At 37.8% G+C, this 14,330-nt stretch carries 12 protein-coding genes and 1 pseudogene; 5 read left to right on the top strand and 8 right to left on the bottom strand.

Annotated features, from left to right (window positions below):
- The 4 genes and pseudogenes from BZK14_RS03485 to BZK14_RS03470 form a co-directional block, all read left to right on the top strand.
- Positions 1-420, top strand: a pseudogene (locus BZK14_RS03485) (Putrescine importer PuuP); the annotation flags it as partial.
- Between the two features lie 93 nt (positions 421-513).
- Positions 514-1,068: a lipoprotein insertase outer membrane protein LolB gene (gene lolB / locus BZK14_RS03480; RefSeq protein WP_077925201.1), complete on the top strand. Its 555-nt coding sequence runs from the start codon at positions 514-516 to the stop codon at positions 1,066-1,068.
- Between the two features lies 1 nt (position 1,069).
- Positions 1,070-1,891: a 4-(cytidine 5'-diphospho)-2-C-methyl-D-erythritol kinase gene (ispE, locus tag BZK14_RS03475; protein WP_077925200.1), complete on the top strand. Its 822-nt coding sequence runs from the start codon at positions 1,070-1,072 to the stop codon at positions 1,889-1,891.
- A gap of 75 nt (positions 1,892-1,966) precedes the next feature.
- Positions 1,967-3,481, top strand: a complete 1,515-nt coding sequence (locus tag BZK14_RS03470; protein WP_077925199.1) for a fumarate hydratase — start codon at positions 1,967-1,969, stop codon at positions 3,479-3,481.
- A 56-nt stretch (positions 3,482-3,537) separates the two neighbouring features.
- On the opposite strand, the gene BZK14_RS03465 is transcribed toward BZK14_RS03470, so the two are convergent.
- Both BZK14_RS03465 and ruvX read right to left on the bottom strand, forming a co-directional pair.
- Positions 3,538-4,635: an adenosine deaminase family protein gene (locus BZK14_RS03465; RefSeq protein WP_077925198.1), complete on the bottom strand. Its 1,098-nt coding sequence runs from the start codon at positions 4,633-4,635 to the stop codon at positions 3,538-3,540.
- A 54-nt stretch (positions 4,636-4,689) separates the two neighbouring features.
- Positions 4,690-5,109 carry a Holliday junction resolvase RuvX gene (gene ruvX, locus BZK14_RS03460; RefSeq protein WP_077925197.1) on the bottom strand — a complete coding sequence of 140 codons (420 nt, stop codon included), beginning with the start codon at positions 5,107-5,109 and terminating at the stop codon, positions 4,690-4,692.
- 154 nt (positions 5,110-5,263) lie between these two features.
- On the opposite strand from ruvX, the gene BZK14_RS03455 reads away from it, so the two are divergent.
- A complete protein-coding gene (locus BZK14_RS03455; RefSeq protein WP_077925196.1) occupies positions 5,264-5,755 on the top strand; it encodes a GNAT family N-acetyltransferase in 492 nt (163 codons plus the stop codon).
- Between the two features lie 83 nt (positions 5,756-5,838).
- Here the strand turns inward: BZK14_RS03455 and purL are convergent, their stop codons facing one another.
- From purL to mlaD, 6 genes are all read right to left on the bottom strand, one after another.
- A complete protein-coding gene (purL, locus tag BZK14_RS03450; RefSeq protein WP_077925195.1) occupies positions 5,839-9,747 on the bottom strand; it encodes a phosphoribosylformylglycinamidine synthase in 3,909 nt (1,302 codons plus the stop codon).
- Positions 9,748-9,851: 104 nt separating this feature from the next.
- Positions 9,852-10,538, bottom strand: coding sequence for a thiaminase II (tenA, locus tag BZK14_RS03445; RefSeq protein ID WP_171973628.1), 687 nt, complete (start codon positions 10,536-10,538; stop codon positions 9,852-9,854).
- A 120-nt stretch (positions 10,539-10,658) separates the two neighbouring features.
- The gene (gene brnQ / locus BZK14_RS03440; RefSeq protein ID WP_077925194.1) at positions 10,659-12,074 is read right to left on the bottom strand and encodes a branched-chain amino acid transport system II carrier protein; all 1,416 of its coding nucleotides are present in this window, start codon (positions 12,072-12,074) and stop codon (positions 10,659-10,661) included.
- Positions 12,075-12,234: 160 nt separating this feature from the next.
- Positions 12,235-13,248, bottom strand: coding sequence for a quinone-dependent dihydroorotate dehydrogenase (locus BZK14_RS03435; RefSeq protein ID WP_077925193.1), 1,014 nt, complete (start codon positions 13,246-13,248; stop codon positions 12,235-12,237).
- Positions 13,245-13,985, bottom strand: coding sequence for a DNA repair protein RecO (gene recO, locus BZK14_RS03430; protein WP_077925192.1), 741 nt, complete (start codon positions 13,983-13,985; stop codon positions 13,245-13,247). The genes BZK14_RS03435 and recO overlap by 4 nt, the downstream gene beginning before the upstream one ends.
- A gap of 2 nt (positions 13,986-13,987) precedes the next feature.
- The coding region (mlaD, locus tag BZK14_RS03425) for an outer membrane lipid asymmetry maintenance protein MlaD (protein WP_143691305.1) at positions 13,988-14,330 on the bottom strand (343 nt) is incomplete at its 5' end.

The following is a 14,330-nucleotide window of genomic DNA, read 5'->3' as shown; positions in this document are numbered from 1 at the left end:
GGGATTTTTCCGAAAAAAGTATTCTCTTATATCAATCCTAAGTATAAAACTCCTTCTATCAACATTGTTATCGTTGGTATTGTATCTCTGAGCGCTGGGTTCTTTGACTTAGACTTTGCTTTACACTTAGTTAACTTTGGAGCCTTAACAGCATTCTTCATTGTGAACGTATGCGTCATCGTACAGTGCTACTTTAGAGATGGACAAAGAGCTGGTTTTAAAAATACAATGCATTACCTTATCCTACCTTTCTGCGGCATGCTTTTTATTGGCTATTTGTGGTACAACTTAGAAGATATGGCACTGAAAATCGGTTTGGTATGGGGTGGATTAGGTATTATCTACTTAGCAATTGTCACCAAAGGTTTTAGAAAATACCCTAAAGCTTTCTTGGATCGTCAAAACAATATCGTAGATTAATAACATAAAATTTTCCCCAAGAAACACCCGCGCCCAATAGCGGGTGTTTTTGTGTTACAGTTTGTACAATTTTATTCACATGAGAATATGTTTATGTTTAATTTAAAACGCATCAGTAGCTTATGCATAGCAATTTTGGTTACCGCAGGCTGTGCAACCACGATTCCAGATCCGAATCAACCGTTAAATAAATTTACGGCCATTGGTCGAGCAGCATTAAAGGCACCTGAAAATAGCGGACAAGCAAGCTTTAATTGGGAGCAAAAAACACCTGATGAGCTAAAACTCATTGTTCAAGGCCCTTTGGGTAGTGGCCGCATTGATTTATCAGTTGCACCTAATGAAAGCACTCTCAAAACAGATGAGAAAACTTATACAGGTCAATCACCTGATGAATTATTTACAGAAATCACGGGCTTTGATTGGCCAATCTCAGGTATGCAAAATTGGTTAGTCGGCATGCCCAATGACAATGCAAAGAATATTGAACGTGATGATAAAAACCGCATCATTGCCTTCAAAGAAGATGGCTGGAACATCCAATATAAAAAGTGGATGAACTATAAAAAACGTGACATTCCGCAAAGCATTGAGTTAACGCGCGGTGATGTTCGTTTACGTTTATTAGTTGAGCACTGGTTATATTAAGATGCAATTTTTCAAATCACCTGCGAAGATTAATCTTTTTCTTCGCATTGTTCGTCAAGAACCAAATGGCTATCACTATTTGCAAACATTATTCCAATTCATATCATTGCAAGATGAAATCGGCTTTGAATTGCGTAATGATGACACAATCGTTGCAGATTATCACAATGAATTCATCACTGAAGAGAATGATCTCATTGTTAAAGCGATTCGTTTATTGCAAAAAGAAAGCGGCATCACAACAGGCTTAAACATCACTCTAAATAAAAACATCCCAATGGGCGCAGGTTTAGGTGGTGGCAGTTCCAATGCAGCAACTACTTTAATGGCTGTCAATGAATTGTATCAACTCAATTACAGCTCAGAAAAACTGCAAGCTTTAGGGCGTACTTTAGGCGCTGATGTTCCAATCTTTATCTATGGGCAAAGTGCGTGGGCAGAAGGAATCGGCGATCTATTTATTCCAATGCAGCCTAAAGAAAAAGCTTACGGCTTGATCATTCCTAATATTTCCATCAGCACGCAAAAAATTTTTCAATATCCCGCCCTATCGCGTACTAATCCAATCTTGGAAAAGACGGATAGGCCCGATTATTTAAATGATTGTACTTCTGCCATTTATGCGCTCTACCCTAAAATGCAAGGTTATATGGCTACTCTAACTAATTTAGGTTTATCACCTAAAATTACAGGCACAGGTTCTTGTATCTATATTGATGAGCCAACAATTGAACAACAAGTTCAACTGGATCAATTTTTGCAAGTGGAAAACCTCCAATATCGTACTTTCAATACGTTAAATCGCTCGCCTTATCACGGCTAGCCATTCATTTAATGCACTCTTTTATGGTATGATTTCGGCCTGATAATTACCACCAATTCACTAAAGGAGCGCATAGTGACCATTATCAAGCGTGAAGATTTGATCCAATCTATCCATGATAGTTTACAGTTCATCTCTTATTACCATCCAGAAGATTATATTAAGAACTTAACAGCAGCTTATGAACGCGAAGAGTCAAAAGCTGCTAAAGATGCCATGGCACAAATCCTTATCAATTCTAGAATGTGTGCAGAAGGTCGCCGCCCGATCTGCCAAGATACAGGAATTGTGACAGTATTTGTAGAAATTGGTACATCAGTACAATTTGAAGATGGCTTTGATGTAACTCAAGCAATCAATGAAGGCGTTGCAAAAGCTTACACTGATCCTGACAATATATTGCGTGCATCTGTATTGGCTGATCCAATGGGCAAACGAATCAATACCAAAAATAATACACCTGCCGTGATTCACTATGACTTAGTGCCAGGCGATAAAATCGAAGTTCATGTTGCAGCTAAAGGTGGTGGCAGTGAAGCAAAAAGCAAATTTGCGATGCTAAATCCTTCCGATTCAGTTGTGGATTGGGTTTTAAAAATGGTACCTGAAATGGGTGCTGGCTGGTGTCCACCTGGTATTTTGGGCATTGGTATCGGTGGTACGGCTGAAGAAGCAATGTTAATGGCTAAAAAATCATTAATGGAACCTATCGACATCCAAGACTTAATCGCAAAAGGTGCCAAAACTCGTGCAGAAGAAGTGCGCTTAGAGTTATATGACAAAGTGAATGCACTCGGCATCGGGGCACAAGGCTTAGGCGGTTTAACAACAGTATTAGATATTAAAATTCTAGAATGCCCAACGCATGCTGCGAACTTACCTGTTGCCATGATCCCTAACTGTGCAGCAACTCGCCATGTTCATTTCACATTGGATGGTAATGGTCCTGCAGTATTAACACCACCAAACTTAGACATTTGGCCAAAAATCACAAATGACAGCTCTGCAGGCAAAAAAGTTAATCTAGAAACCATCACAAAAGAAGAGATTGCAACATGGAAACCAGGTGATACTTTATTATTATCAGGTAAAATTCTAACAGGTCGTGATGCTGCACATAAGCGTATGATCGACATGTTAAATAAAGGTGAAAAATTACCTGTAGACTTCACTAACCGTTTTATCTACTACGTTGGTCCTGTTGATCCAATCAATGATGAAGTTGTTGGTCCTGCTGGCCCGACAACCGCAACACGCATGGATAAATTCACTCGCCAAATCTTAGAATCCACAGGTTTAATCGGCATGATTGGTAAATCAGAACGTGGTGACATTGCAATCGAAGCGATTAAAGATAACAAAGCTGTTTATTTAATGGCTGTTGGTGGTGCGGCATACTTAGTGTCTAAAGCAATTAAGGCTTCTAAAGTATTAGCATTTGAAGATTTAGGTATGGAAGCAATCTATGAGTTTACCGTAGAAAATATGCCTGTCACAGTAGCAGTTGATACATTAGGTCAATCTGTTCATAAAACTGAACCAGTAAAATGGCAAGCTAAAATTGGCAAAATTCCTGTCATTACAAAATAATTTTTGTACCATAAAAATTGCCCTTCAATCAATGCTTACGATTGCAGGGCGATCTATTAGAATGTTTTCGGGCCATATTGGGTATATAATTCAGGGGCAATTTTTGGCTCTTCAACTAATTGAGCTCGCAAATCATCAAACTCTTTCATCCAATGATAACGCCATTCTTGCTTTAAAGATTCAGGCTGCCATGCGGCATCAATGCCATTTAAAATACATTGGCGCACACCATCTAGATCAAACCCAAAATCCTCAATCATCACTTCGTAGCACTTTACGCCATTCGTATCATGCATATGCCAATCGTCCGTTGCGGGAATGATTTTCATACCTGCCTTTGCCATTTGACGAATGGGGTGATTTTTTTGCCAATCTTGATGATTAGGCCATTTTTTCATAAAAAACGTATTGCTTGGCACCACAGTAAAAGGAATGCCTAATCGAGCACAGCGCGCTGTTAATTCAGGATTCTCAATTACAGTATAACCGTGATCAATGCGCTCAAGATTCAATAAATCCAATCCTGTTTCCACATTGCGCCAATGTAAGCCAAACTCAGAACAATGCCCTGTTAATCTCAAACCATGCTGCTCTGCTAAACGATAAGCCTTCCAAAAATTTTCAATGGGGGCATGGTCTTCACGATAATCAATGCCAATGCCTAAAACGCGCTCATGCGGGTAATCAATCATCCATTGCACCATTTTTACAGCTTCTTCAGGTGTTTTTTCACGGTTAATAGATGGAATCAGAAAAGCAGAAATATTCCACTCTTGCTCAGCTTGCTCAAAAGTTTTAGCCAAGGCATCTGTCACCGCTTGATAGCTTAAATTCGTATCATTTGGATTCCAGAAAAACTCCACATAACGAATGCCTGTATTTTTTGCATCTTCTAAAACTTCATGCGCAACACGTTGATAATCTACTGCTTCTCTCAACAAAGGATACAAAAAATGCAAAGCAGCAATGCCACCTTTCATCACCTCATTTTCATGTGCATAAGCTCTATAATAACTTTTGGCTTCTTTTTCCGTAAGTGGCACACCGTATTTCTTTGCCAAGTCCAGCATCGTTGACATACGAACGCCGCCCAACAAATGATAATGCAATTCAGCTTTAGGGATTTGAGTCAAAAATTCAGAGAGTGTTAACATTACGCTTAATCCTTAGGTTCATTCAAGCGTATATTTTACAGAAGTATAGATGATTTATAAGGAAAAGATTAAATCATCATTCAAATAACGCTCCACAATAATAGCTGCAGAATGGGCATCCAATTGCCCTTTCTTGCCTTTTTTAGATGGTTTTATATATTGTTCACTTTCTTTTGAAGATAATCTTTCATCCACTTCTTCAACTGGCAAACCAAATCGCCCATGTAAACGATTCATAAATTTACGGATTTTTCTCATGTGCTCAGTTTCGGTGCCATCTGCTGTATATGGCATGCCGACCACCAATAATGTTGGTGTCCATTCTTTGATATGTCTTTCCATTTCATCCCAATCAGGTTGACCTTCATTGGCTTTTAAAATAGCAATGGGTTGCGCTGTATTGGTTAAACGATTACCCACAGCCAAACCAATATTTTTCACACCAAAATCAAAACCCAAAACTATTTCTTCCATGCCATATCCTATTAGCTGATCATATCTCAAGATTATAACGATATTTATTCAATATACTCAATGAATGACAATAACATTCCGTAATTTATATACTTTTCAACAAAAATATTAGATTATCTAGGATAAGAAACTTCATTTCTATCAGGAGGAAATTATGAATATCATCTTTGAACCAATGAAAGAAAATGATTTATCACAAATCACACAGCTATTGCATAAACACTCCGCATCAGAAAATGGCGGACTATTAGGTGATTTTACAGAAGAAAAAGTTCAAATAATGGTTAAAACCTCTTTTTCTGTCATTGTTGCAAGAAATAACGATGCTATTATCGGTGTCGTATTCAGTTTCCCTATGACAGGGTCTGATCTTCCACCACTTGTTGCACAAATTAATCACCAATTCCCTAACCTAGTTAAGCATAATTGGTTATATGGCCCTGTTTGTATTGATGAGAATTTTAGAGGCGGAACAATTCTACAATCACTCTTTGATAAAATTTGCAGAGAAAATAGAGGTAAACCCATCGCATTTATTAATAACGATAATATACGTTCTATCCGAGCACATGCAAAACTTGGCATGGTCAGAATTGCAGATTTTGATTTTCAAGATACATCATATATTCTTGTTTCAACATTATGATGTCATCATCTTATAAATATATTACATATAAAAAACCGCTCTGATTTCTCAGTGCGGCTTAATTTCTCAATCAAATATGATGATTAATTAAATGATTTGCGCGCATTGGCAAACATTCTGTACCAACCACTGAACTCATCCCAACCTTCAGGTTTCCAGCTTAATTGATCACGTTTATAAACACGTTCAGGATGTGGCATCATGATTGTTGCGCGACCATCTTTCGATGTTAAACCTGCGATTGCATTCGGAGAACCGTTAGGGTTCAACGGATAGCGATCTGTCACTTGACCCAATCCATCCACATAACGCAATGCAACATCAACATAATTCATTGAGCCATCTTCAAATACCGCACGACCTTCACCATGGCTCACAACGATTGGCATCATAGAACCTTCCATACCATTTAAGAAAATGGATGGTGATTTAGTCACTTCAACCATTGATAAACGTGCTTCAAATTGCTCAGAAGCATTGCGTTCAAAACGTGCCCAATGCTCAGCGCCTGGAATGATTGCTGACAATTGACTCATCATTTGGCAACCGTTACAGATACCTAAACTTAATGTATCATCACGATCAAAAAATGTTGCAAAATGTGTATGTAATTGCTGGTTGAATAAAATTGTTTTTGCCCAACCTTGGCCTGCACCTAGCACATCGCCATAACTAAATCCACCGCACGCTGCCAATGCTTGGAAATCTTCCAATGAAACACGTCCTGCGATTAAATCACTCATGTGAACATCTTGCGCTTCAAAACCTGCACGCGTAAATGCTGCAGCCATTTCCACTTGACCATTCACACCTTGTTCACGCAATACAGCAATACGAGGTTTTGCACCTTTATTGATGTATGGTGCTGCAATATCTTCATTCACATCAAATGTTGTTTTCGCGAATAATTTCTTCAGATCAGGTTCAACAATCAATTGGAATTCACTATCTGCTGATGCTGGATTATCTCGTAAACGCTGCATGTGATAGCTTACTTCAGACCAAGCTTTTTGTAATGCAACGCCTTGTTCATTCAAGATTGGTTTGCCATTTGCAGAAACTGCCAATGCGTAATCATCTGAAATATGACCAATTGAATGCACTAAATGCTCGATGCCGAATGATTTCGCTAAATCAGTGAGTGTTGCCACAAAACGATTATCCACCTGTAATACCGCGCCCAACTCTTCATTGAACAATGCTCTCACAACTGATTCATGTGCAGAGAATTCTGCTTGTGCTGCCAATACAGATGTTAAATCTAATGTTGCACCTTTTTGTGCTGCAAACATCATTTCTGCAATTGTTGAAACCAAACCACCATCGCCACGATCGTGATAAGCCAAGATTTGATCATTAGCAATCATTGCTTGCATCAATTTGAAGAAGCCATCCAAATCTGCAGTTTCAATATCAGGAGAAACATCAGACAATTCGCCATTCACTTGCGTTAAAGCAGAACCACCTAAACGGCTATTACCATTACCCAAATCAACTAAGAACAATGTGCTGTCTTTTACATTTTGCAATTCTGGCGTGATTGTTTTACGGATGTTTTCAATCGGTGCAAATGCTGTGATGACTAATGATAATGGCGCTGTTACCGCTTTCTTCTCGCCGTTATCTTCCCAAACTGTGTTCATTGACAATGAATCCTTGCCCACAGGAATGGATAATGATAATGATTGACAAAAGTTAGACACTGATTCGACTGTGCGATATAGCTTTTCATCTTCGCCTTCTAAGCCGCATGGTGCCATCCAGTTAGCGGACAATTTGATTTTATTCATCTTGCCAATATTAGTTGCCGCAATATTTGTAATGGCTTCACCCACCGCCATACGACCAGAAGCTGCTGCATCAAACAATGCTAATGGTGCTTTTTCACCCATTGTCATTGCTTCACCATGTAATGTATCAAAGCCCATCGCTGTTACAGCAACGTCTGATACTGGTACTTGGTAAGGACCAACCATTTGATCTTGATACGTCAAACCGCCCACAGTACGATCGCCAATTGTGATTAAAAAGCTCTTATTCGCAACAGTTGGCAAGCGTAATACATTGTATGTGCTCTCCACTAGATCAATTTTATCTGCATTGAATGCCACGATTGGCGTTTCTACAGTATGATCTGTCCGTGTTGTTTTCGGTGGTTTACCCAATAACACATCCAATGGTAAATCCACTGGCTCATTATCAAACAACTCATCTTTAACTTTTAATAAACCATCATCTGTTGCTGTACCTACAATCGAGAATGGGCAACGTTCACGTTCACACAATACACGGAAACGATCCAAATCTTCTGGCAAAATTGCTAGAACATAACGTTCTTGTGCTTCATTACACCAGATTTCCATTGGACTTAAACCTTCTTCTTCCAAATGGATGGCACGCAGATTAAAGATTGCGCTTCTACCTGAATCATTCACCAATTCTGGGAATGCATTCGATAAACCGCCAGCGCCCACGTCATGAATAGAGATGATTGGGTTTGCATCGCCTAACTGCCAACAACGATCAATCACTTCTTGTGCACGATGTTCGATTTCAGGGTTGCCACGTTGTACTGAGTCAAAGTCTAGATCTGCGCTATTAGCACCTGTTTCCATACTAGAAGCAGCGCCGCCGCCTAAACCGATCAATAAACCAGGCCCGCCCAATTGAATCAACAAAGCACCCGCTGGGAAAATACCTTTTTCCACTTGCTTGGCTTGAATATTACCTAAACCACCAGCGATCATGATTGGCTTATGATAACCACGAACTTTGCCTTGATAAGGTGCTTCAAATGTACGGAAATAACCTAACAAGTTTGGACGACCAAATTCATTATTAAATGCAGCACCACCCAATGGGCCATCCATCATGATATCAAATGCACTGCTAATACGATCAGGTTTGCCATAGCCACCATTCTGATCATACTGTTCCCATGATTGAACATAGTTAGGAATCTGCAAGTTAGAAACACTAAAACCTGTCAAACCAGCTTTAGGACGCGCGCCACGACCTGTTGCACCTTCGTCACGAATTTCACCGCCAGCACCTGTTGATGCGCCTGCAAATGGGGAAATGGCTGTTGGATGGTTATGGGTTTCCACTTTCATCACTATGTGTGTTAATTCTTCATTGTAGTTATAAACACTGTTTTGTGATGTTGGATAAAAACGAGGAATTGTATAACCTTCAATAATTGAAGAGTTATCGCTATATGCAACGATTGTACCTTCAGGTGTTTTAGCATGCGTATCTCTGATCATTCTAAACAATGATTTCGATTGCTGTACACCATTTAACACAAAGTCTGCATTGAAGATCTTATGACGACAATGCTCTGAGTTTGCTTGTGCAAACATCATCAATTCAACATCAGTTGGGTTTCTACCCAATTTCTGATAGTTTTCATATAAATATTCGATTTCATCTTCAGATAGTGCAAAACCAAAAGTTTTATTCGCAATCTCAAGCGCTTCAATACCTTGACCTAAAATATCGATCGATTCAAACGTGCGTGCTTCTGTGTGATGGAATAACTGTTCTGCTTCTTTAAATGACGTTAATAATGATTCTGTCATTCTGTCATATAACAATGCCGCCCAAGCCTGCAACTCATCCGTTGTTAAATCACCTTTCAATACAAATGCAATTCCGCGCTCAATGCGAGAGATATCATTAAAACCACAATTGTGTACGATATCAGTTGCTTTAGAAGCCCAAGAGGAAATAGTGCCGATGCGAGGAGTGACTAAGAAGAGATGTTCGCTAGAAGATAGCTGAGGAGGTGTTGTTGAAGTGGCTGTAAGAATAGCCGAGAGGGATGTGACAGAAGATGGATTTAAGGGTTGTTTGCTTTCTATAAAATACCAATAGGTTGCGGTTATATTAATATCAGGTGGCAAACCTAATCTTGCCGCATTTTGCCTTAACTTATCTAATCTAAAATCAGATAGTGCCAGTGAACCACATAAAGAAATAATCGAGGACATTACATTACTCTCAAATAAAGATGGTCAGAGAAGCGCAATATCATACCCTACTTCTCTCATGAAAAAAACTGCCAATACTAAAATTCAATATTGGCAATGTTAATTTATACCGTTACTGGCACATCCCACATGGTAATATTTTCTGCCATATCCCAGAACATATATTCATAGTAACTTGTATTCACCACAATATCTTCTAGCTTTTTCTTCGTTTCAGGCGATGCAGTTTTACCAATTTGATCAATTAACTGAATACATTTATCCACTAACTCCGTAAATTCAGATGAAGAATAAGTATTCACCCAATCACCATAAAATTCATGTTCTTTAGATGAAGGGTTCTCAGCCAATGCTTTCCCTATATAGTTATAACTCCAAGCACAAGCTAATACAGCAGCAATTGTATTTTCAACACCACCCAACGATGCTTGGCTTAACATATAACTAGTATAAGATGTCATGGTGGCTGATGGCTCAGTTGCTTCTAGTTCTTCAGCCGATATACCAAATTTTTCAGCATATTGGCGATGTAAATCCATTTCAAAACTCAATGTACCATGCAATAACTCACCAAACAATGTCATGGTTGATAGATCATTCGCTTTTGATGCACCGATTGCAAATAAGCGAGAATATTCGATTAAATAAATATAATCTTGCTTCATATAATGGATAAATTTAGCTTTATCCAAAGTACCATCGCCAATGCCTTTCACAAAAGGATGTGTTAAGTACGATTGCCACACTGGCTCTACTCTGTTAAAAATCTGCTGGCTAAAAGATATAGTCATTTCGATTCCTTACATCAATTCATTAATAAGATATAAATGCTATCACATTACAACTTTATAATAATATAAACCCGCCATTAAAAGCGGGTTTGGTAATCAGTCATGATTAATCATATATTGCTATTTATTAAAATCTTTACGAGTTTTCTTTAACAAAATATTATTATTAATATGTATAGATGCTAAGAATGCAAACACCCCAGGTACAACCCACCCCATCGAAATATCATTCAATGGCAACATTTTTACAAAACCTGCTGTTGGGAAAAATACTGTTGAAATGCTTACAAACAATACAACATAAGTTGTGATCTGTAACTCAATTCTATCCAATGGTACCAATAATTTATCAATAAAAATTAATACAATTAAAGTTATTGTAATTGGATACACGATTAATAACACCGGTATAGCACCTTTGATAATTTGCGCCAAACCTTGGTTAGCCAAACCGAAGCTGATTAATGTAAAGATAATTGCAAATTGTTTATAAGAAATTTTTGGAATTAAACCGTGGAAATAGCTACTGATCGATACAATTAATCCAATCGCTGTTGTTAAACATGCCAAACCCACAATGATACCTAGAATAACTTTACCAAAAGTACCCATTGTCAAATAGGCAACTTCTGTCAAAATGAATGTACCTCGATCTTGTCCTGCTGCGGCTAATGCTGCTTCATCAATAGGAAAGTGATTACCAATCCAACCTAACGCAATATAGATAATACCTAAAGCAACACCTGCAATTAAAGCTGCATATGAAGAATATTTGAATAAATCTTTTTGATTATTAATACCATATGCTCTCACTGCTTTTAATACAATAATAGAGAAAGCAACCGCAGCGATTGTATCCATAGTTTGATAACCTTCCACAAAACCTTTTGCAAAAGGTGCTAATTGATAAGCTTCATCCACTTCTATAATTGGTACATTTAATTTAGCGAATGAGATAATGATTAAAATAACCATTGTGATCAACAATGCTGGCGTCAAGATCTGCCCCACACGATCAACAATTTTAGTTGGGTTATAGCTTAACCAAAATGCTAATGCAAAGAATAGAACCGTATAGAAGAATAAACCTACTTTACCCACCATACTTAAAGCAGTCACTGATGCATCATTTGCATAAAACATTGATTTTAAGCCTTCAGCAATACTAAGGAAAATACCATGTAAAATACCGCCATCTGCTTTAATTAACGGCACTAATGCCATTTCATAAGATACTGTTGCTGTTCTTGGAATTGCAAAAAATGGTCCGATGGTTAAATAAATCGCCACCATGAAAATAACTGAGAAAGCAACACTGATGCGCTTAGTTTCTGTAATAAACCCTTCTTCAGAGAAAGAGCCTGCAATAATACCTAGAAGTGGCAAGCCTACACCTGTAATAACAAAACCAATAATAGCGGGGGTAAAACTCCCACCACTCAACCACCCTGCGTTGGGTGGGAATATTAAGTTTCCGGCGCCAAAGAAAATGGCGAACAACATGAACCCAATGGCTGTAATTTTTCGAACCGTCATAGTACTCTCTAATTTTTAAATTTTAGTCAATATTTATTAAGATTGTCTTGGATAAAGACATTGTTTACTTTTGGCAAACAAGATATGAAAACCTTTTGGGTACATTCATAAATATCATGAAAAATTAGAGAGCTCAAGCTCAAGCCATTGAAATAATCTCTTATGGTTGATAATCAATCATTTTTTTATTAATTCTTTCAATTAAATGAGTACCACCATAAATGAATCCTGAATAGATTTGTACGAGCTTAGCACCAGCATTTATTTTATCCACAGCATCTTCCTCTGTCATAATTCCACCTGCTGCAATCACAGGAATGGACAAGGGTAAATGCTCTGTTAAAACTTTCACAACTTGAGTTGAACGCTCAGTTAATGGAGCACCACTTAGTCCCCCTGCCTCATCCGCATTAGCAAAACCCTGAACAGCATCACGGCTTAATGTTGTATTTGTACCAATCACACCATCTAATTTTACAGCCTTAATAACTTCAATAGACTCCAATAATTCATCCTCGCTCATATCGGGCGCTAATTTTACAACCAATGGTGTATATTTTTGGTATTTATCTGCCAATACAACTTGCTCTGCTTTCAATGTTTCCAAAAGCTTTTGTAACTGATCCTTACCTTGCAAGGAACGCAAGTTCTTTGTATTGGGTGAAGAAATATTAATCGTGATGTAATCAGCAAGTTGATATGCTTTTTTCAAACAAATCAAATAATCATCAGTTGCTTTATTAATAGGAGTGACGGCATTTTTTCCAATATTTACCCCGATTAATGGGCCATCTGAGTGATTTAATCGATACTCTTCTAAATTACGCAATAAATAATCGATACCTTTATTATTAAATCCCATACGATTAATAATTGCTTGTTTCTCAGGAATCCTAAACATCCTCGGCTTTGGATTACCCGATTGTGGTAGTGGCGTGACTGTACCGATTTCTACAAAACCAAAACCCATTTTTGCCCATGCAGATAGTGCCTCACCATTTTTATCTAATCCCGCTGCTAAGCCAACTTTATTCTTAAATTTAAGCCCCATTACCTCTATTGGATTATTTGGCAATGTTTGTTGTACTGGCAATAATGGCAATGCTGCGATTGCCAAATTATGTGCTGTTTCAGCAGGAATGGTTAATAAAATTTTTCGGGCAAAATCCATCATAAAGAACTCCTTTTCTCACGTTCTTGCTGTTTTAAATATAAAGTTTGTAACCATACTTTTGATTGCAAAGGCTGATGACCTAATAATGGTTGTAATAAATAACGCATCATTCGTTTATAAATTAGTAATAGTTCTTTATTAATGAGTGCATGATCATTATTATCTGTAATATTATTAATCAATAATATATTTTCACCCAAAATTGGAAAATGATGGCTTTTTGTTTTGAACTTACTGAACCCATTCTCGGCACATAAATGATAAAGCAAATTTTCTACAAAAGCATCGCCATCATTATCTGACCATAAATCAGGCATAACACCTAATGATTCTAATAAAGTTCTCTCAAAACAACGAAGCATCCACTCTTGCAAAATACTATCACCAAACTCTAATGCCTTAACTGCACGCCAATAATGGGTAAATAGTGCAGAATCCGCATGATGTTTAGGCAATAAGCGCACAAGTAATTCATTCAAATAATAACCTGACCAGATATTCAAACCTTGGATCGCAGAAGATTGCACCGAATCATAATCATCAGAGAAATAGAAAACTTTACCTTCTTTCAAATGCCATTTGCCCAATTGGAAAATCTGATCGGAATATTTACTTTTATGTGATCGATTCACCAATACGGTTATTTTTCCATAGCATTCAGTAAAAAGATCGAGTAAAACTCGATCTTCTTGATATGCACTTCGCTTTAAAATAACACCTAAGGTTTCTACAACCACAATCAGTCTTTATTTCCCATAGATGTCAAAAATTGACCAATTAACCGCTCAATTACAATTGCTGATTGTGTTAAGCGAATAGAATCACCATTTTCTAATGGCATTGGCGCACCGCCTGGATCTAGTGCAACATATTGTTCACCCACTAAACCCGCCGTATAAATCATAGCAACGCTATCTTTAGGAATTTCATATTTTTCATCTAAACGCATTTCTACGATTGCTTTAAAATCTTCAGGATCTAAGGAGATATGCGATACGCGACCAACACGTACACCACCAATCATTACAGGTGCTTTCACCTTTAAAGAACCAACATTATCAAACCCTGCAGATACTGTAATT

Source organism: Wohlfahrtiimonas larvae (assembly GCF_002006755.1).
Classification (GTDB): domain Bacteria; phylum Pseudomonadota; class Gammaproteobacteria; order Cardiobacteriales; family Wohlfahrtiimonadaceae; genus Wohlfahrtiimonas; species Wohlfahrtiimonas larvae.
Note: the sequence above shows the minus strand (reverse complement) of the source record. Positions and strands in the feature narration are given on the sequence as shown.